At 53.6% G+C, this 19,595-nt stretch carries 18 protein-coding genes, 1 other RNA gene and 3 pseudogenes; 14 read left to right on the top strand and 8 right to left on the bottom strand.

Annotated features, from left to right (window positions below; translation table 11 throughout):
* Positions 1-62 precede the first annotated feature (62 nt).
* A complete protein-coding gene (cof, locus tag OGY62_RS05155; RefSeq protein WP_024130593.1) occupies positions 63-881 on the top strand; it encodes an HMP-PP phosphatase in 819 nt (272 codons plus the stop codon).
* 52 nt (positions 882-933) lie between these two features.
* Here the strand turns inward: cof and OGY62_RS05150 are convergent, their stop codons facing one another.
* A complete protein-coding gene (locus OGY62_RS05150) occupies positions 934-1,989 on the bottom strand; it encodes a PLP-dependent cysteine synthase family protein (protein WP_114847714.1) in 1,056 nt (351 codons plus the stop codon).
* Between the two features lie 112 nt (positions 1,990-2,101).
* Here OGY62_RS05150 and decR point away from each other — a divergent pair, with 112 nt between their 5' ends.
* From decR to amtB, 5 genes are all read left to right on the top strand, one after another.
* On the top strand, positions 2,102-2,560 hold the full coding sequence (gene decR / locus OGY62_RS05145) for a DNA-binding transcriptional regulator DecR (protein ID WP_012133534.1): 459 nt from the start codon (positions 2,102-2,104) through the stop codon (positions 2,558-2,560).
* 44 nt (positions 2,561-2,604) lie between these two features.
* Positions 2,605-4,377, top strand: a complete 1,773-nt coding sequence (locus tag OGY62_RS05140) for a SmdA family multidrug ABC transporter permease/ATP-binding protein (protein ID WP_024130591.1) — start codon at positions 2,605-2,607, stop codon at positions 4,375-4,377.
* A complete protein-coding gene (locus OGY62_RS05135) occupies positions 4,370-6,148 on the top strand; it encodes a SmdB family multidrug efflux ABC transporter permease/ATP-binding protein (protein WP_286459271.1) in 1,779 nt (592 codons plus the stop codon). The genes OGY62_RS05140 and OGY62_RS05135 overlap by 8 nt, the downstream gene beginning before the upstream one ends.
* Positions 6,149-6,404: 256 nt before the next feature.
* Complete coding sequence (gene glnK, locus OGY62_RS05130) at positions 6,405-6,743, top strand: P-II family nitrogen regulator (protein WP_012133530.1); 339 nt, start codon at positions 6,405-6,407, stop codon at positions 6,741-6,743.
* A gap of 31 nt (positions 6,744-6,774) precedes the next feature.
* Positions 6,775-8,061: an ammonium transporter AmtB gene (amtB, locus tag OGY62_RS05125; protein ID WP_024130590.1), complete on the top strand. Its 1,287-nt coding sequence runs from the start codon at positions 6,775-6,777 to the stop codon at positions 8,059-8,061.
* Between the two features lie 48 nt (positions 8,062-8,109).
* Here amtB and tesB read toward each other — a convergent pair whose 3' ends face one another.
* Complete coding sequence (tesB, locus tag OGY62_RS05120) at positions 8,110-8,970, bottom strand: acyl-CoA thioesterase II (protein ID WP_286459269.1); 861 nt, start codon at positions 8,968-8,970, stop codon at positions 8,110-8,112.
* A 215-nt stretch (positions 8,971-9,185) separates the two neighbouring features.
* On the opposite strand from tesB, the gene OGY62_RS05115 reads away from it, so the two are divergent.
* Positions 9,186-9,755, top strand: coding sequence for a YbaY family lipoprotein (locus OGY62_RS05115; RefSeq protein ID WP_012133527.1), 570 nt, complete (start codon positions 9,186-9,188; stop codon positions 9,753-9,755).
* Between the two features lie 35 nt (positions 9,756-9,790).
* Here the strand turns inward: OGY62_RS05115 and OGY62_RS05110 are convergent.
* Positions 9,791-10,180, bottom strand: a pseudogene (locus OGY62_RS05110) (MGMT family protein).
* An 84-nt stretch (positions 10,181-10,264) separates the two neighbouring features.
* Here OGY62_RS05110 and ffs point away from each other — a divergent pair.
* Positions 10,265-10,361, top strand: an RNA gene (ffs, locus tag OGY62_RS05105) — signal recognition particle sRNA small type.
* A gap of 109 nt (positions 10,362-10,470) precedes the next feature.
* Positions 10,471-11,559, top strand: a complete 1,089-nt coding sequence (locus OGY62_RS05100) for a site-specific integrase (RefSeq protein WP_058668704.1) — start codon at positions 10,471-10,473, stop codon at positions 11,557-11,559.
* A gap of 45 nt (positions 11,560-11,604) precedes the next feature.
* Here the strand turns inward: OGY62_RS05100 and OGY62_RS05095 are convergent, their stop codons facing one another.
* Both OGY62_RS05095 and OGY62_RS05090 read right to left on the bottom strand, forming a co-directional pair.
* The gene (locus OGY62_RS05095) at positions 11,605-11,997 is read right to left on the bottom strand and encodes a hypothetical protein (RefSeq protein WP_130028814.1); all 393 of its coding nucleotides are present in this window, start codon (positions 11,995-11,997) and stop codon (positions 11,605-11,607) included.
* 1 nt (position 11,998) lies between these two features.
* Entirely contained in the window at positions 11,999-13,432 is a 1,434-nt protein-coding gene (locus OGY62_RS05090; protein WP_286459265.1) for a PAAR domain-containing protein, read from the bottom strand.
* Between the two features lie 377 nt (positions 13,433-13,809).
* Between OGY62_RS05090 and OGY62_RS05085 the strand changes: the two are divergent.
* The 3 genes and pseudogenes from OGY62_RS05085 to OGY62_RS05075 form a co-directional block, all read left to right on the top strand.
* Positions 13,810-14,106, top strand: a pseudogene (locus OGY62_RS05085) (hypothetical protein); the annotation flags it as partial.
* Between the two features lie 349 nt (positions 14,107-14,455).
* Positions 14,456-14,707 (top strand): hypothetical protein, encoded by a 252-nt coding sequence (locus tag OGY62_RS05080; RefSeq protein ID WP_012133525.1) that lies wholly within the window; start codon positions 14,456-14,458, stop codon positions 14,705-14,707.
* Positions 14,704-14,919 (top strand): hypothetical protein, encoded by a 216-nt coding sequence (locus OGY62_RS05075; RefSeq protein ID WP_012133524.1) that lies wholly within the window; start codon positions 14,704-14,706, stop codon positions 14,917-14,919. Before OGY62_RS05080 ends, OGY62_RS05075 begins: the two co-directional genes overlap by 4 nt.
* Positions 14,920-14,939: 20 nt before the next feature.
* Here OGY62_RS05075 and yczR read toward each other — a convergent pair whose 3' ends face one another.
* The gene (yczR, locus tag OGY62_RS05070; RefSeq protein WP_286459263.1) at positions 14,940-16,367 is read right to left on the bottom strand and encodes a MocR-like transcription factor YczR; all 1,428 of its coding nucleotides are present in this window, start codon (positions 16,365-16,367) and stop codon (positions 14,940-14,942) included.
* Between the two features lie 86 nt (positions 16,368-16,453).
* Between yczR and yczE the strand changes: the two genes are divergently transcribed.
* Together yczE and OGY62_RS05060 are read left to right on the top strand one after the other, a co-directional pair.
* The gene (gene yczE / locus OGY62_RS05065; protein WP_112002130.1) at positions 16,454-17,068 is read left to right on the top strand and encodes a membrane protein YczE; all 615 of its coding nucleotides are present in this window, start codon (positions 16,454-16,456) and stop codon (positions 17,066-17,068) included.
* A 79-nt stretch (positions 17,069-17,147) separates the two neighbouring features.
* On the top strand, positions 17,148-17,501 hold the full coding sequence (locus tag OGY62_RS05060; RefSeq protein WP_012133521.1) for a DUF1428 domain-containing protein: 354 nt from the start codon (positions 17,148-17,150) through the stop codon (positions 17,499-17,501).
* A 39-nt stretch (positions 17,502-17,540) separates the two neighbouring features.
* Here the strand turns inward: OGY62_RS05060 and OGY62_RS05055 are convergent.
* A pseudogene (locus tag OGY62_RS05055) lies at positions 17,541-18,278 on the bottom strand (EAL domain-containing protein); the annotation flags it as partial.
* Between the two features lie 25 nt (positions 18,279-18,303).
* Positions 18,304-19,505 (bottom strand): IS3 family transposase gene (locus OGY62_RS05050; RefSeq protein WP_096913407.1). Its coding sequence is split into 2 segments (ribosomal slippage): positions 18,304-19,190 and positions 19,190-19,505, totalling 1,203 coding nucleotides; the frame shifts between segments, so codons are not numbered across the junction.
* Between the last annotated feature and the right edge of the window lie 90 nt (positions 19,506-19,595).

Raw genomic sequence — 19,595 nt, 5'->3', positions numbered from 1 at the left:
CTTCCGTATATCTCAGGTGATACTCAATCACAAGTTAATTGCGTCACAGTGTGGAGAAAGAGATGGCTCGTCTGGCTGCATTTGATATGGATGGCACGCTTTTGATGCCAAACCACCATCTGGGTCATGAGACCCTTGCAACGCTGGCGCGCCTGCGTGAACGCGATATCACTTTGACGTTTGCGACCGGTCGGCATGTGCTGGAAATGCGGCATATTCTGGGGGCCATCTCAATGGATGCGTTTTTGATAACCGGCAACGGGACGCGCATTCATTCGCAGGAAGGCGATATGCTGCATCGCCAGGATCTGGACCCCGCCATTGCGGATCGCGTATTGCACCAGGCGTGGGATACCCGGGCCAGTATGCACGTATTCAACGATAACGGCTGGTTTACGGGGAGCGCGATCCCCGCGCTATTACAGGCGCATGTCTACAGCGGGTTCCACTATCAGATCGTGGATGTCAAACGTATCCCGGCCCACCAGGTCACTAAGATCTGTTTCTGTGGCGATCACGACGATCTGATCCGGCTGCGTATTCAACTGAATGAGGCGCTGGGCGAGCGGGCGAATCTCTGCTTTTCCGCTGTGGATTGCCTGGAAGTGCTGCCGCTCGGCTGTAATAAAGGTTCCGCGCTGGCGGTATTAAGCGACCATTTGGGGCTGTCGCTGACGGAATGCATGGCGTTTGGCGATGCGATGAACGATCGCGAAATGCTGGAGAGCGTGGGACGTGGTTTGATTATGGGCAACGCGATGCCGCAACTGATCGCTGAACTGCCTCATCTTTCAGTGATTGGCCATTGTCGTAATCAGGCGGTCTCTCACTTTTTAACGCATTGGCTGGATAATCCGCATCTACCTTATTCCCCCGAATGAGCGATCCTTTCCAGCAAGCCAGGCCCGTAAAGCCTGGCTTTTTTTATGCCGCTTAACGGACGTTCAGCAGTTGGGCTATTTCCGCCTGCCACGGCGCTAAATCGCCAATGTGATCGTTAACCCACTGGGGATTGTAATAGGTGTCGAGATAGCGTTCGCCGCTGTCACACAGCAGCGTGACGAGAGAACCGGTCTCTCCGGCGTCGCGCATTCTGGCCGCAATCTGCAACGTTCCCCACATATTAGTGCCGGTGGAGGCGCCCACTTTACGGCCCAGCTGCGTTTCCAGCCAGTGCGCGGTCGCGACGCTGGCGGCGTCGGGTACGCGCAGCATTTCGTCCACCACATCCGGGATGAAGGAAGGTTCCACGCGCGGGCGGCCAATCCCCTCAATTTTGCTGCCCACCGGGCTGCGCAATGTGGCGTCGCGATCCTGCCAGTAGGGCAGGAAGACCGAGTTTTCCGGGTCAACCACCATCAGGCGCGTGTCATACCCATGACAGCGAATATAGCGGCCAATTGTCGCTGACGTGCCGCCTGTCCCCGCGCTCATCACGATATGCTTCGGCACCGGATTCGGCTCACGCTGCATCTGATGGAAAATACTGTCGGCGATATTATTATTGCCGCGCCAGTCGGTGGCGCGTTCGGCATAGGTGAACTGATCCATATAGTGACCGTTCAGCTCGCGCGCCAGCTGCTCAGAGGCGGCGTAAATCTCGCAGGCGCTTTCGACAAAGTGGCAGCGACCGCCATAAAACGCAATTTGTTCAATTTTGCGTTTTGCCGTGCAGGAAGGCATTACCGCAATAAACGGCAGGCCGAGCAGTCGGGCGAACCAGGCTTCGGAAACCGCCGTTGAACCGGAGGAGGATTCAATAATGGTTGTGTTTTCTTTAATCCAGCCGTTACACAACCCATACAGGAACAATGAACGCGCCAGACGGTGCTTCAGGCTGCCGGTCGGATGGGTGCTTTCATCCTTCAGGTAGATCTGGATGCCCGGAAACGCCGGTAGCGACAACCGGATCAGGTGCGTGTCGGCTGAACGCTGATAGTCAGCGTTAATTTCATTAATGGCGTTTTTAACCCAGGTGCTATTCATCATTAATTTCCATTTGTCATTTTGTGCCCAGATTAGCGAAAAGCACGGAAAAAATTGTTGCCATTTCACCTTTAAAATAGAATGTAAGGAGAAAAATCTTCTCTGTGGGGTGGGTATGTTAGATAAAATTGACCGTAAGCTGCTGCTTTTGTTGCAGCAGGACTGCACCCTCTCTTTGCAGGCGCTGGCCGATGCCGTTAATCTGACCACCACACCCTGCTGGAAACGGCTGAAACGTCTGGAAGACGACGGCATTCTCCTCGGTAAAGTCGCGCTGCTGGACCCAGAGAAATTGGGTCTGGGGTTAACGGCGTTCGTACTGATCAAAACCCAGCATCACAGCAGTGAATGGTACAGCCGCTTCGTGACGGTGGTCACCGAAATGCCGGAAGTGTTGGGGTTCTGGCGTATGGCCGGGGAATACGACTATCTGATGCGGGTTCAGGTAGCAGATATGAAGCGTTATGACGACTTCTACAAACGTCTGGTGAACAGTGTTCCGGGATTGTCAGACGTAACGTCGAGCTTTGCGATGGAACAGATTAAGTACACAACCGCTCTGCCTATTGAATAATTCTCCCGGAAAATATTGCCGGAAATCATGTCAGGATATAACGCGTGCGATTATTTGCTCAATTAAGCTGGTACTTCCGTCGGGAGTGGCGTCGCTATCTCGGCGCCGTGGCCTTGCTTATCATTATCGCTGTCCTTCAGCTGATCCCGCCCAAAGTGGTCGGGATCGTTGTGGATGGCGTCACTGCGCAACATTTCACTACCGGTCAGGTATTGATGTGGGTGGGCACGATGGCCATGATTGCGGTAATCGTCTATTTGTTGCGCTATGTCTGGCGCGTGCTGCTGTTCGGCGCCTCTTATCAACTGGCGGTTGAACTGCGTGAAGATTACTACCGCCAGCTCAGTCGCCAGCACCCGGAATTTTATCTGCGACACCGCACCGGCGACTTAATGGCGCGCGCGACTAACGACGTCGATCGTGTCGTCTTTGCCGCCGGGGAAGGGGTGCTCACGCTGGTGGATTCGCTGGTGATGGGCTGCGCCGTGCTGATCGTGATGTCAACGCAGCTCAGTTGGCAACTGACGCTGTTCGCGCTGCTGCCTATGCCGATTATGGCGCTGATGATCAAGCGCTACGGCGACCGTCTGCATAACCGCTTCAAACTGGCGCAGGCGGCGTTTTCCAGTCTGAACGATCGTACCCAGGAGAGCCTGACCAGCATTCGCATGATCAAAGCTTTTGGCCTTGAAGATCGACAGTCGTCGCTGTTTGCGGCGGACGCGGAAGATACCGGGAAGAAAAATATGCGGGTAGCACGTATCGACGCCCGTTTTGATCCCACGATTTATATTGCCATCGGCATGGCTAATCTGCTTGCCATCGGCGGCGGAAGCTGGATGGTAGTGCACGGTACGCTGACGCTTGGGGAACTGACCAGCTTTATGATGTACCTCGGGCTGATGATCTGGCCTATGTTAGCGCTGGCCTGGATGTTTAACATTGTGGAACGCGGTAGCGCAGCGTACAGCCGTATCCGCGCGATGCTGGCGGAAGCGCCGGTCGTCAACGACGGAACGGAGGCGGTGCCGGAAGGGCGGGGAGCGCTGACAGTCTCCATTCGTGAATTCAGCTACCCGCAAACCGCGCATCCGGCGCTGGAAAATGTGCAATTCCAGCTTGAGCCAGGGCAGATGCTGGGGATCTGCGGGCCGACGGGCGCGGGGAAAAGCACTCTTCTTTCGCTTATTCAGCGCCATTTCGATATTACGCAGGGGGATATCCGTTTTCATGATATTCCGCTGACGCGCTTGCAGCTTGATAGCTGGCGCAGTCGCCTGGCGGTCGTCAGCCAGACGCCGTTCCTGTTCTCCGACACGGTCGGCAATAACATCGCGCTGGGGCGCCCAAACGCGACGCAGGAAGAGATTGAACAGGTGGCGCGGCTGGCCAGCGTGCATGAGGATATTTTGCGTCTGCCTCAAGGATATGACACTGAAGTGGGCGAACGCGGCGTCATGCTGTCCGGCGGGCAAAAACAGCGCATTTCTATTGCGCGCGCGTTACTGCTCAATGCGGAAATCCTGATTCTGGATGATGCGCTGTCGGCGGTGGATGGCCGTACCGAACACCAGATTCTGCATAATTTACGCCAGTGGGGAGAGGGGCGCACCGTGATTATTAGCGCGCACCGCTTATCCGCTCTGACGGAAGCCAACGAGATTATCGTGATGCAGCATGGCCACATCGCCCAGCGTGGCGATCACGATGAATTAGTGCTGCAAACGGGCTGGTATCGCGATATGTATCGCTATCAGCAACTGGAGGCGGCGCTGACTGACGCTCCTGAAATCAACGAGGAGACGGCAGATGCGTAGTTTTGGACAGTTATGGCCGACCCTGAAAAGGCTGCTGGCGTATGGTTCGCCGTGGCGTAAACCGCTTGCCATCGCCGTGGTGATGCTGTGGATCGCGGCGGCGGCGGAAGTCAGCGGCCCATTACTTATCAGCTACTTTATCGACAATATGGTCGCGAAGAGCCACCTGCCGCTGGGCATGGTCGCGGGGCTGGTGGCGGCGTACATTGGCTTACAGTTTCTGGCGGCGGGACTGCATTATGCGCAGTCGCTGTTGTTTAATCAGGCGGCCGTCGGCGTAGTGCAACAGCTGCGTACCGATGTGATGGATGCCGCTTTGCGCCAGCCACTGAGCGCCTTTGACACGCAGCCGGTGGGGCAACTGATCTCTCGCGTGACCAATGATACGGAAGTCATCCGCGACCTTTACGTTACGGTCGTGGCGACGGTGCTGCGTAGCGCGGCGTTAATTGGCGCGATGCTGGTCGCCATGTTCAGCCTCGACTGGCGGATGGCGCTGGTCGCGATGGCGATTTTCCCGGCGGTGCTGGTGGTGATGGTGATTTACCAGCGCTATAGCACGCCGATTGTGCGCCGCGTGCGGGCATATCTGGCGGACATCAATGATGGCTTCAATGAAGTCATTAACGGCATGAGCGTCATTCAGCAGTTCCGCCAGCAGGCGCGGTTTGGCGAGAGAATGGGGGAGGCCAGCCGCTCGCACTATATGGCGCGGATGCAGACCCTGCGACTGGACGGCTTTTTATTGCGCCCGCTGCTCAGCCTTTTTTCCGCGCTGATCCTCTGCGGATTACTGATGCTGTTTAGCTTTACCTCGCGCGGCACCATTGAAGTCGGGGTGTTGTACGCCTTTATCAGCTATCTGGGGCGTCTGAACGAGCCATTGATTGAACTGACGACCCAACAGTCGATGTTGCAGCAGGCTGCGGTGGCGGGGGAGCGCGTATTCGAACTGATGGACGGCCCACGCCAGGATTATGGTCGGGATGAGCGCCCGTTGCAGTCGGGCAGGATTGACGTTGATGACGTCTCCTTCGCCTACCGTGACGACAATCTGGTGCTGCAAAACATTACGCTCTCCGTTCCGTCGAGCAGCTTTGTGGCGCTGGTCGGGCATACCGGCAGCGGCAAGAGTACCCTCGCCAGCCTGCTGATGGGGTATTACCCGCTTACACAGGGAGACATTCGCCTTGACGACCGTTCGCTGTCAACGTTGAGCCACGGGGTTTTACGTCAGGGAGTCGCGATGGTGCAGCAGGACCCGGTGGTGATGGCGGATACGTTCCTGGCAAACGTCACGCTGGGGCGCGATATTTCTGAGGAACAGGTCTGGCAGGCGCTGGAAACCGTGCAACTGGCGGAGCTGGCGCGTAGTCTGAGCGAGGGTATCCACACCCGGCTGGGCGAGCAGGGCAATAATCTGTCCGTCGGGCAGAAACAACTGCTGGCGCTGGCGCGGGTGCTGGTTGATACGCCGCAGGTTCTGATTCTGGATGAAGCCACCGCCAGCATTGACTCCGGTACTGAGCAGGCGATTCAGCAAGCGCTGGCGGCAGTGCGTGAACACACCACGCTGGTGGTGATTGCACACCGCCTGTCAACCATTGTCGATGCGGACACCATTCTGGTGCTGCATCGCGGGCAGGCGGTCGAGCGCGGTACGCATCAACAACTGCTCGAAGCGCAAGGGCGTTACTGGCAGATGTACCAACTACAGCTTGCCGGTGAAGAGCTGGCGGCCAGCGCGCGTGAGGAATCGCTCAGCGCCTGATGGCGCTGCGCTTATCAGGCCTACGGACAATGTGCTCTTGTAGGCCGGATAAGGTGCTTACGCCGCCAACCGGCAATCAACAATCTGGTGCAAAAATGTAACGTACCATGCACCGTTATAGTGCGTTTTTTCTTTTCCTTCCCCAGCCGCACCCTACAAGCCTGAATTATCCCGCGTTTTTCATTTCTGGCACACCCCTTGCAATATCCCTGTCGTGAAGCGGCAGACATTATCGAATTCTGACAGGAGGGGATCTATGAAGCTGGTTACCGTGGTAATCAAACCGTTCAAACTGGAAGACGTCCGTGAAGCACTGTCTTCGATTGGTATTCAAGGGCTGACAGTCACCGAAGTGAAAGGCTTCGGGCGTCAGAAAGGCCATGCCGAGCTGTACCGCGGTGCGGAATACAGCGTCAACTTCCTGCCCAAAGTGAAGATTGATGTGGCGATTGCCGACGACCAGCTTGATGAAGTCATTGAGGTCATCAGCAAGGCGGCCTACACCGGAAAAATTGGCGACGGCAAAATTTTTGTCGCTGAGCTGCAACGTGTCATTCGTATTCGTACCGGCGAAGCCGACGAAGCGGCACTGTAACTCCTGGCACACAGTGATAGGGAACGAAAAGATGAAGATAGCAACGATGAAAACTGGCCTTGCTTCACTGGCTTTGCTTCCAGGTCTGGCAATGGCGGCTCCGGCGGTTGTGGATAAAGCCGACAATGCCTTTATGATGATTTGCACCGCGCTGGTGCTGTTCATGACCATTCCGGGCATTGCTCTGTTCTATGGCGGATTGATCCGTGGAAAGAACGTGCTGTCGATGTTGACGCAGGTTGCCGTCACCTTCGCGCTGGTCTGTATTTTATGGGTTGTTTACGGTTATTCGCTGGCCTTTGGCGAGGGGAACAACTTCTTTGGCGACTTCAACTGGGTGATGCTGAAAAATATTGAGCTCACGGCAGTGATGGGCAGTTTCTACCAGTATATTCACGTTGCTTTCCAGGGCTCTTTCGCCTGCATTACCGTCGGGCTGATCGTGGGGGCGCTGGCTGAACGTATCCGCTTCTCTGCGGTACTGATTTTCGTGGTGGTGTGGCTGACGCTCTCCTATATCCCGATTGCGCATATGGTCTGGGGCGGCGGTTTGCTGGCTTCTCACGGCGCGCTGGATTTTGCGGGCGGTACGGTCGTGCATATCAATGCGGCGATTGCTGGTCTGGTGGGGGCTTATCTGATTGGCAAGCGTGTCGGCTTTGGTAAAGAGGCGTTCAAACCCCATAACCTGCCGATGGTTTTCACCGGCACCGCGATCCTCTATATCGGCTGGTTTGGTTTTAACGCCGGGTCGGCAGGGATGGCGAACGAGATTGCTGCACTGGCCTTTGTTAACACCGTGGTGGCAACGGCTGCCGCTATTCTGGGGTGGATTTTCGGCGAGTGGGCGCTGCGCGGTAAACCGTCTTTGCTGGGCGCCTGCTCCGGCGCTATCGCGGGACTGGTCGGCATAACGCCAGCCTGTGGTTACATTGGCGTCGGCGGCGCGTTGATTCTCGGTGTCGTTGCGGGGCTGGCGGGTCTGTGGGGCGTGACGATGCTTAAACGTCTGCTGCGTGTGGACGATCCTTGCGATGTGTTTGGCATCCACGGCGTTTGCGGCATCGTTGGGTGTATCCTGACCGGGATCTTTGCATCCACCACCCTCGGCGGTGTAGGGTTTGCCGAAGGCGTGACGATGGGGCATCAGCTGCTGGTACAGCTGGAGAGTATCGCTATCACCATCGTCTGGTCTGGCGTAGTGGCGTTTATCGGCTACAAACTGGCAGATATCACCGTTGGGCTGCGCGTACCGGAAGAGCAGGAGCGCGAAGGTCTGGACGTCAACAGCCACGGCGAGAATGCGTATAACGCCTGATTATCAACAGGCCGGAGGCGACGCTTTTGCGTCGCCATTCGGCCATTTTCAATTGCGATTGCGCATCACGCCTTCCTGAACGGTCGATGCGACCATCACGCCATCCCGCGTGTAAAACTCCCCACGAACAAAACCACGGGCGCTGGAAGCCGAGGTGCTCTCTACGCTGTACAGCAACCATTCGTTCATGTTGAAAGGACGATGGAACCACATTGAATGGTCGATCGTGGCAATTTGCAGACCTTTCTCCAGAAAGCCGATGCCGTAGGGTTGCAGCGCGACGGGCAGGAAATTCAGATCGGAAGCATAACCCAGCAGATACTGATGAATGCGGATATCATCCGGTATCGTACCGTTGGCGCGGATCCAGACCTGGCGCGTCGGGTTCGCAACGTGGCCTTTTAACGGGTTGTGGAACTCTATCGGGCGGATCTCCAGCGGGCGGTCGCTGATAAATTTCTCTTTCAGCACGGGCGGCAGCAGATGCGCCAATGAGCGGGCGATCTCCGTCTCCGATTGCAGCGTTTCCGGCGCAGGGGCGTCCGGCATGGTTTTCTGATGCTCAAATCCCTCTTCCGGCGCCTGGAAGGAGGCTGTCATATAGAAAATAGGCTTCCCGTTCTGGATGGCGGCGACGCGACGCGCGCTGAAACTGTTGCCGTCGCGCAGAACTTCCACATCGTAAATAATGGGCTTCAGGCTGTCGCCGGGGCGCAGAAAGTAGCTGTGAAAAGAGTGAACCAGACGTTGTTCAGGTACGGTCTCTTTGGCGGCATACAGCGCCTGACCGACCACCTGACCACCAAAAACCTGACGTAATCCTAAGTCTTCACTTTGGCCCCGAAAGAGTCCTTCTTCAATTTTTTCCAGATCTAACAATGACAGCAAATTATTCAGTGCCTGACTCATACGTGCTCTCCAGGTAACAACGGCGCCGAAGCGAGGTAGGCAGAGTATAACGCAATTTTGAAAGTGGTCCGATGGGTGCAATAGTCTGAATTACGGACTAATTCCAGGCAAAAATAAGTGAGATATGCCACACTTAGTCACGTTATGTCTTTGTTAACCACTCTTCCGGCGGGTAAAGCACCTCCCGCTGATGCATTGATGATAAGGAGAATTTAATGAAACTCGTGCACATGGTAAGTGGTTTAGCGGTTGCGGTTGCTCTGGCAGCCTGCGCAGACAGAAGCGCAGATATCCAGACGCCTGCGCCTGACCCAAATACTTCTGGCGTGGCTACACAGTCAACTATTCAGCAACCTAATGTCTCCGGTACTGTCTGGATCCGTCAGAAAGTGGCCCTGCCACCGGATGCCGTACTGACCGTGACGCTGTCTGATGCCTCACTGGCGGATGCGCCGTCGAAAGTGCTGTCGCAGAAAGCGGTGCGCACCGAGGGGAAACAGTCGCCATTTAGCTTTGTACTGCCGTTTAACCCGGCTGACATCCAGCCAAATGCGCGGATTCTGTTGAGCGCCGCCGTGACGATTAATGACAAACTGGTCTTTATCACCGATACCGTACAGCCAGTCATTAATCAGGGCGGCACGAAAGCGGATCTGACGCTGGTGCCGGTTCAGCAAACGGCAGTGCCTGTTCAGGCCAGCGGCGGCGCAGCGACAACCGTACCGTCAACGTCACCGACGCAGGTGAACCCGTCTTCCGCCGTACCGGCGCCGACACAGTACTAAGCTCTCACAGGACAACCCTCTCCGGCCGGAGAGGGTTAATAAATCCAGCGATATCGTTGCATATCGATTTGCCCACTCCCCGAGACCACCACGCCTTCTGACAGTAACGCCTGACGTTGGCGTTGCAGGTCTGGCCCGGTCAGGGAGATGGCGCCATGACGATTCACGACCCGATGCCAGGGGAGGGTGCTGCCTTCCGGCAATCGTTTTAATACGCCGCCGACCTGACGCGCGGCACGAGGTGAACCGGCGAGGCGGGCGACGTCGCCATAAGTCGTGACAAACCCTTCGGGGATTGAGGCCACGATTTGCCAGACGCGTTGGGGGAAAGTGTCTTGTCTGTCCATCATTCATTCCTGCGATAATCTCCCAGCATAATCGTGAACCGCCGGGGAGTGAAGTCTCATTGCGCAAGAAAACAGCATCCGATGTTGGATGGGTTGCATTTACAGGGGCCAGCAGTGATAATGCGCCTGCGCGTTGGTTAACAACGCTCTCAATGGGGGCTCTGTTGGTTCTCCCGCAACGCTACTCTGTTTACCAGGTCAGGTCCGGAAGGAAGCAGCCAGAGCAGATGACGTGTGTGCCGGGATGTAGCTGGCAGGGCCCCCACCCAATTCTGCTAAGTGCATGATATCCATCATGTAACCCTCTTTTTTTCGTGCATTGAAACGGCGGTGATACAACTTTTATGTATCACTTAGGACGCTAATCAATGTCGCATCTTATGCTTTCCCGTCACGGGATCTGGTACTACCGCAGGGTCTACCTGACACCTCGGAAACGCCGTGCAATTCGCATTTCTCTTCGTACACGTTCCAGGCGTGAAGCCTTGCTCCGTGTGGAGAAATATTTCACCTCGCAGCCTTTCCACTGTGTTCCGCAGTCCATCCCGGCACACACTGCAACCCCGTCTGCTTCCTTCCAACAACCACAACAGAAAAAGCCTTTCAAGAGCTTGAAGAGTGAACTTGATAAGTATACGAAAAGCAAAGCGGGATCTGTTGGTGTGCGTGAAATACTGACGATCAACAGGTGCGTGAGTGCATATTTGAATTCCACAACGGAGCCTTTCAGCAAGAGAAGCGCGGCGGCGTTTGTTGATGGTCTTGAAGGATCTGCATCTACCAGGAATCGTTACATCAAGAAGAACTCAGCATTTTTCAAATGGCTTGCTACTCGTACTGATGAAGATATTCGAAACCCATTTGAAGGAATGGGAGTGAAGGAAACCACATCACCAATGGATCGCCTTCTTGCGTATACACTCGACGATCTGAAACGATTGCACATTGCTTTACATAGTGTGAGAGACTGGAAACGCTGGATCATTTTAATCGGTCGCTATTCTGGCATGAGGCAGAATGAAATCTGCCAGCTTTACCACAATGACGTGATGAAGGTAGACGGAATCTGGTGCTTTCGTGTTGATAACTTGAACCCTAATCAGACGCTTAAAACGGACAGTTCGCGGCGGTTCGTTCCGATCCATTCGAAACTGCTGACGCTTGGTCTGCTTGATTTCATCGAAGACAGAAAAGGGCATTTATTCCCTGAGCTAACCTTGCACCTTGGCAGTTATGGTCACTACTTCAGCCGCTGGTTCACACGGTTCCGGGGCAGGCATGGTTTACCTGAATACCATTCGTTGCGACACTATGCAGCCACCACATTTAAACCGCCGGGATTCTCAGAGCAGTTTGCGTCCCAGGTGCTCGGATACTCGAATGCCACGATCACGTACAACCGATACGGGAAGGGCGTTGATGCCTCGCGGTTGGTTGAAGTGATAGAAACTCTTTGAGCCCTGTATCAAGTGGGAGCCAGCATTAACGCTGGCTAATAAAGATCAATGTGCGTTTTTTATAAACAGGGAAAAAATGGCATAGTCTGCTATTAAAATAAGAGCACCAGAGATCAGGAGAAAAAACTTGATTTTTATCCAGGATGTTTTTTGTTTTGGCTGTTCACGAATGAACTTATACAAATCTTTGTTTATGTTTCGAACAAAAAAACTATTCTCTTTGAATAACAAAGCTAATAAAAAATGAATATCTTTCTGAAATGTTAATAATAAACCACCTCTTTCATATGCAGAAATGTCATCAGGATAATATCCGTATTCTTTATAGAAATCTGCGCATAATATTTTATGCTGATTATTTTTCAATGTCGAATACATGAATGACATAAAAATAACCAGTATTCCTACTGGCGTTAATAACATAAAAAGAGTATGCATGTTATTTACCTACGGATTCATATATAGAATCGCCGAAACTTTGGCCTAAATCAGCTCCTTCTTGACCTAACCAATAGCCTCCACCTGTACCCAGTATTACGCCACAAGCTAATGCACCAGCCCCACCAACTTCTACTGTTGCGCCACCTAAGATGAGAGTACATAACCCCATACCTATTGCGCCTCCTGCATATCCTCCAGCAAGACCTCCAGTGAAACTACCGATCTCAGTATATTTTTTCTTAGTACATTCAGCTTCACGACCAGTTGAGCAAGCCTCATTTATCTCATTGATTGAGTGAACCGCACTAAACGCTATTCCAACGTAACCAGTATAACTCATCACCTTGGTATATTTAGCTGCTCGCTCGATATGCGTTGCGTAACCTTCAATATCACTGATCCCTGTCTCATTCCATTTATGAGTGATTGAACTGGTAGATAAACCAAGCACATTTTTTATTTTCGTATACTTACCAAAATTCATGAACTTATTTAGGAAGCCAACTTTTAGCACACGTTCAAGCTCTTTGAATAACTGAGTACGCCTCACATAAAACTGTTCACCAATTAATGCACCTCGTGTCATGTACGTATTTTTGTAAGTTTCTTGGATCTCTTTGAGAATCTTTTCAATATTCTCAAAATACTTCCCAACCGGATCGGCTGCAAGGCCAATACCTTTATCGGCAATATTAGAGAAGTTGGCTATGGTAGCGTAATGTTTATGCAGGAAGTTAGCTTCCTGGATTGTCAGCGGTTCTAACGCCGCATCGACTCGCGCTTTCGCGGCTTTCATGTGGGCGATCTGTTCGTCGTCCTGCTTATCAGGATCAACCAGCAGCAGAATAGAACCTGCCTTGTATTCCTTACCTGCACCATTCAATGAGCGGTAAAGTTCGCGTGTTCCTTCCGGCTGACCGCCAGCAAACAGGATGCTTCCGAAAGATTCGGTTGTCGATTGTTCAGGAACTACGCAGAAACCAGCATCAACGCCAGTACGTTTCTTTTTAGCTGCCCGTGCGTGTTGTTCTGGCTCAGGTATATCACCACTGAGCATCGGGGATAGGCCCAGTAACGGTGAACGTTGCAGTGCCGCTCGCTTGCCGCACTCATGTACCGGGGACTTAAATGTCGCATTCCCGATGGTGACATTACCGCTGCCGGAGATAACCACCCCGCCACAGCTAATGCCGCACCCCACACTGACCGCTGGCTTGCCATTGATGAATACAGTGGCAGATCCTTCGGCTATGGAGCGGGAGTGGGTTCCACAACCATTTCCGCAGGTGCAAGTATGTGGTGCAGCCGCATCGCCAACTCGGGCGGCAGGCTGACCGTTGATAAAAACATTCGGACTGCCTTCGATAATCGGGGTATCAGGAAAACACCCGTGGCCCTTTGCTATGTCTCCTTTCCTTGCCGCTTCAGGCATAATACATCCTTATATGACAGTTGATTTTTTTAGGTTTTCCTCGTTTGTGACCGTTGCAGAGGTAGGGCTGTTTAGCTTTTGTAGGGAAAGCGAAATTCACTGTTTAAAGTGGTGCTCCGTAGATGTTATACCGCGCAACTCACTATTTTAGATGTGGAAATAACCACGGAGGTCATTTTACAAGCAATAACTACATGCACAACAAGTATTAGACTTAAGTAAAACTACATTTCGTAACAACCAGTTAAGGGGGCTAATCTTCCTCGAAAGACCTGGTGTATTTGCACTCCTGGGATTGCTTGATCTGCATTGTCTCTCGTTTCCCTGATTGGTTTGCTGACAAAGATAAGCCAGCGGCCCTGGCTCTCTATGATGGTGCTGTGGACGGTTCTGCTAATGCTACGGCGGATTGGATTCAGGATAAGACGGGGTTTGATACTCGAAGCGTTGATCCTGCGATCATGGATTGGTTGGGGGTTGGTGGTAATGCGCCAGTATACACGGTGAATCCTACATTCAATTTGAATCTTGAAGCATCCGTACCGCTCACTATTGCCAGCGATTCGAGCAGACTTGCGGATTATGTCGATTTCATGGCTAAAGCAAGTCAGGCGAGCTTTATGCAATCGCTCACGTTATCAGCGTTAAGCGGTCAGAGCAGCACAGGCGGGTGATGGTATTGCGTGACAGAGATGGACTGTTGCGCAATGAATGGAAGGAGAAGTTGCTGGCGGTAAACCTGCTTGCTCATTCTCATTTCAGGTGGTACAAATAATGTGTTCCACTTGCCTCCATTGCATTGAAAAATAAGGTTTATAGTTGACTGGCAGGGCCCCACCAATTCTGCCGTCCGGCAACCTCTTCATTTTCCTCCTCTTGTCATATTAACGTCATTATTTTGTCATCAAATGCTGGCAGAGTGTTATCGGGACGTTATTAATCAGTTTGTGCCCTGATATTCACGCGGTGACGATAGCTGTGTCGCACACGACGTGTTTTGCCTGTTTACAAGGACTCTTTACGATGGCTACTGCCGTACTAAATGTCAAAATAGATGAGACGTTAAAAGAGAAGCTTCGCCATTATGCCGAAGCAAATAATGAGAACTTAAGTATCACCACAGAAAAACTGCTGCTGATTGCATTTGAGGCCGCAGAAGAGGCGGGAGTCTCGGCGAGTGATATCGACAGTCAGCATACGGAAGAATCCGTGGATGAGCCGCTTACTCCTAAAGAAATCAAAGCATTACGCAGATTACTCAAGAAGAAAAAATGAAACAACAACTCTCAATCGCCAGTAATTATGGCGAAGCCTGCGAATTACTGCGTTCCGGCTATGTGAAGCATGTTCGTCTTAACTGGAATGTTGGTAGTGATGAATTCTTTCGTATTGCCTCCGACTGGTGCGATGCCGGGGCAAAAATAAAGAAAGACGGCGAGAACTTCATTATTTCCCTGAAAGGTTTCCCCGTCCCACGCCAGCAATAAAACGACGATGACAGGCCATATTAGATAATTTTGCGTATTTTCCCTGCGCTGTTTTGTGAGCGCAGGTTGTCCCATATCGGCTGTAATGTCTGAAAAGCCGATCGCAGTGTTTCATCCGGCAGGGTGAACGGCATACGTAAGAAACGATCAAACGCACCCGCGAGACCAAAACGCGTACCGGTGCCCAGTTGAATCCCTTCGCTTTCGGCGCGCGTTGCAAAGAGCGTGGCCAGCGTGTCGGGTAACTCCACCCAAAAAGAGAGCCCGCCCTGCGGCTGCCTGAAGCGCCATTCAGGAAAATGCGCGTGCATCAGTTCACAACACAGGTCGCGTCGTTGGGACAGCAACTGCCGTCTGTCAGGAAGAAAGCTGGCGGCATTATCAAGCAGCCAGCCGGTCGCTAACTGCTCCAGTACCGGCGATCCTAAATCAAACGTATCCCGGGTTTGTACCAGCGCGGCGATTGTCCGTGATGAGGCGCGAACCCACCCCAGACGTAACCCGCCCCAGAAACTTTTTCCTGCCGATCCCAGCATAATAATCGGCGCGTTGGCGTTGTAATGCGCGAGTGGGGGCGGCGGCGGGGCGTCGTACCACAAATTAACCATCGTCTCGTCCACAACCAGCGTGGTATGCGTTCTGGCGGCAATATCCGCGACCGCTTGCCGCGTGGCGGCATCCATACAGCGCCCGGTGGGATTATGGAAATCCGGCATCAGATAAGCCATTCTCGGCGCGGTTTGCGCAATGGTCGCCATCAGACCGGCGGTGTCCCAACCCTGTTCGGGCAATGAGACGCCAACGGGGCGACAGGAGGCTCCCTGAATCGCGGCGATTGCGAGCGGGTAGGTCGGGTGATCCACCACCACGCGATCGCCCGGGCCCGTCAGGAGTCGCAGGAGCAGCGCCAGCCCGCTCACGGCGCCATTGACCACCATGATTTCATCAGGGCGGGTTGGCAAGCCGCGCTCGCAATAGTGCCGGGCGATAGATTCACGTAAAGAGAGCAGGCCTTGCGGCAGATACCCGGAACTCAGCAGATGCTGCGGCATTGCGCAAAGCGCCTGCTGGTAAGCCTGGTGAATTTCAGGGCCTGCGCTGAGCGCGGCGGTAGAGAGATCCAATGCCATATTGGCTCCACCGCGCGTGGGCACAGGGTGAATGGCATCCGGTAAGATCACCCGCGAGCCGCTACCCTGACGGCTTTCCAGATAACCTTCTTCCCGAAGTTGCGCCATTGCGCTGGCGACGGTGGTTCGGCTGATCTTCAATACGGCGGCCAGTTCGCGTTCGCCGGGCAGTCGGCTATCGAGCGCCAGTCGGCCATCAAGAATCAGCAGACGCAGGGCCTCCGCCAGCTGACGCCAGACAGGAGTACGTGAGGGAGTCTCCTGCCAGTGCCCAAGCAGGCGCTGAAGAGACTGGCTTCCATAGCGGCGTGATGACATAGCAGTCCACTTTTTTAAAACTGGACATTAATCATAGTGCCAATTGCGGTGAAGATGAAAGGTATCTGAACGGGGAGAATGGAAGAATGCTGCGTCGTCTGATTCAACTGTATACCGGTCTGGCTCTTTATGGCGTATCGACTGCAATGTTTGTGCGTGCGGACTTAGGGGCCGATCCGTGGAACGTTTTCCACCTTGGCGTGGCGAATTTGCTGTCAATGAACATTGGCATGGTGATTATCGCCGTTGGCGTGCTGGTGTTATTACTGTGGATTCCGCTGCGCCAACGACCGGGTCTTGGTACCATCAGCAACGTGATCGTTATTGGGCTGGCGGCGGATGTTGCGCTGGCCGTACTGCCCGCTTTTGAGTCGTTGCTGGTCCGCAGTGTTCTGTTGATCTCCGCTGTAGTGGTCAACGCGCTGGCGACCAGCATGTATATTGGGGCCGGTTTCGGCGCAGGCCCGCGAGATGGCCTGATGACCGGGATTCACGCGCGCACCGGTTGGTCGGTACGCGCCATCCGTACGGCGATTGAAGTTTCGGTATTGCTGAGCGGCTGGTTGCTGGGGGGGACGCTGGGCGTCGGTACGGTATTGTATGCGCTGGCTATCGGGCCGCTGATTCAGATCTGCTTGCCGTGGTTTCGCTATCAGCCCCGGGCCCGCATTCGGGTTCGTCATTCGCCCACAGCAGAGTAACGCGATGGCGACTAGACTTAACAACGACTGACGCGGCCAGAATTGGCTTGCCGCGCAGTACGCTTCGGAGGTTTTTCTCATGAAGTATGTTGATGGTTTTGTGGTTGCCGTACCTGCTGAAAACAAGGAGGCGTATCGGGAAATGGCGGCAAAAGCGGCTCCTCTCTTTAAAGAGTTTGGGGCGTTACGCGTCGTTGAGTGTTGGGCTGATGATGTGCCGGACGGCAAATTGACCGACTTTCGCATGGCGGTGAAAGCGGAAGATCACGAAGAGGTGGTGTTTAGCTGGATTGAATACCCTTCGAAAGAGGTTCGCGACGCGGCGAATCAGAAAATGATGTCAGACCCACGAATGAAAGAGTTTGGCGATGCCATGCCTTTTGATGGCAAGCGCATGATTTACGGCGGATTCTCTCCCATTCTGGATGACTGAAGCGACAGGCTGTGCGGCGTGCCGCCAGCCATCCCCATTCTAAATCCGTTTTTCCGCCCACAAAATAAATTCTGCGGCGGGCAGCGCTTTGCTGTAAAGCCATCCCTGACCATACTGCACGCCGTGCTGGCGTAACCAGTCCTCCTGATGCGTCGTTTCAATACCTTCCGCCACCATTTTCAGCTTCAGCGTTTTCGCCATTTCAATAATATGCGGCGTCACATTTTTGTAGGCCAGCGCATCAACAAAGGACTTGTCGATCTTCAGAATATCCACGTCCAGATTCTGTAAGTAGCAAAGACTGGAATAGCCAGTGCCAAAGTCATCAAGATAAATCGCGTGACCAGCTTTGCGGTATCTGGCAATGACTGGCGCGCTGGTTTTGGGATCGGCAAACTCACGCTCGGTCAACTCCAGCGCGATTTGCGACGGTGAAACCTGACTCCGGTTAAGCAACTGGCTGAGATGTACCGGAAGTTTCTCTGACGCAAGGGTCGTTGCCTCAATATTGATAGAAATGTGCTGCTCAGGGTGTTGTCGCAGCCATGTTCCCATCTCCTCAAAAACGGTCTCTAAAATCAGGTGGGTGAGCGGTTCGGAAAGCCCCGTTTGTTCTGCGAGGGGAATAAATATTTCTGGCGAAAGGTAGCTGCCGTCGGTTTGCGGCCAGCGAGCCAGTGCTTCCGCTCCTGCTATCTTCCCGCTACTCAGCGAAATAATCGGCTGATAATGCACCTTAATATCACGGTTATGGATGGCGTCCATGGATTGGCCCCTATATTTCCAGACACTTTTTATCGCTTTACCCATTACTGGTTCGCCGCCGCAGATATTCCCGTGGCGAACGATATCCCAGTGCACTGTGCGGATGCCATTCGTTGTAATGTTCGAAGGCCTCCGCAAGGTTCTTTGCCGCTGTTAACCCGTCAGGTTTTGGCATGATGCTGATGTAGTCGCGCTTCATCGTTTTCACGAAGCTCTCCGCCATTCCGTTGCTTTCTGGACTACGTACCGCCGTATGTTTTGGCTCCAGTCCTACCATTCTGGCGAACTGACGCGTCTGATGAGAACGGTAGGCTGAACCGTTGTCTGTCAGCCACTCAACGGGGGATGTCGGCAGCCTGTTACCGAAGCGACGCTCTACTGCACCCAGCATGACGTCCTGCACGGTTTCACTGTCATATCCACCGGTACTTGCCGCCCAGTGAAGTGCCTCGCGATCGCAACAGTCCAGTGCGAACGTGACCCGCAGTTTTTCACCGTTATCACAGCTGAACTCGAAGCCGTCGGAGCACCACCGCTGGTTACTTTCTCCAACGGCCACTTTCCCTCTATGCGCCCGCTTCGAGGGCGGTATTGCCGGTTTACGCTCAAGCAGCAGCGCATTCTGACGCATGATGCGGTATACGCGTTTGGCATTGATCACCGCCATGTCGTCAGTTTCTGATTGTCTGCGCAGCAGTGCCCATACACGACGATAACCATAGGTGGGCAGATCGTCGATAACGGTATGGATACGAGCCAGCGCTTCAGTATCATCAGGCTTGCGCTTGCACCGACGATCCTGCCAGCCCTTCGACCGACGGGCCATGGCATGCAGTTGCGCACGTGAGACCCGGAGGCAACGACTGACAAGGCTTATTCGCCATCCTCCGGCAACAAGGGCACGTGCGCTATCCACTTTTTTTGTCGGCCATATTCAACGGCTTCTTTCAGCAGCTCGTTTTCCATGGTTTTTTTGCCCAGCAGGCGCTGTAACTCTTTAATTTGCTTCATTGCAGATGCCAGCTCCGACGCGGGTACAACCTGTTCACCCGCGGCAACCGCAGTGAGACTGCCTTCCTGATATTGCTTACGCCACAGGAACAGCTGACTGGCAGCAACGCCATGCTGACGGGCGACCAGCGACACGGTCATTCCGGGCTCAAAGCTCTGCTGAACAATGGCGATTTTTTCCTGAACGCTGCGCCGTCTGCGCTTCTCTGGACCTAGAACATCAATCATTCGGACTCCAACGACTAGTCTAAAACTAGTATTAAGACTATCACTAATTTAAGTGATACCAACTGTCTGGAGATTCATGGGGCCAGTCTA

It is taken from the genome of Citrobacter sp. CK198 (assembly GCF_030333295.1).
Classification (GTDB): Bacteria; Pseudomonadota; Gammaproteobacteria; order Enterobacterales; family Enterobacteriaceae; genus Citrobacter_B; species Citrobacter_B koseri.
This window is presented reverse-complemented; position numbering and strand designations above follow the sequence as displayed.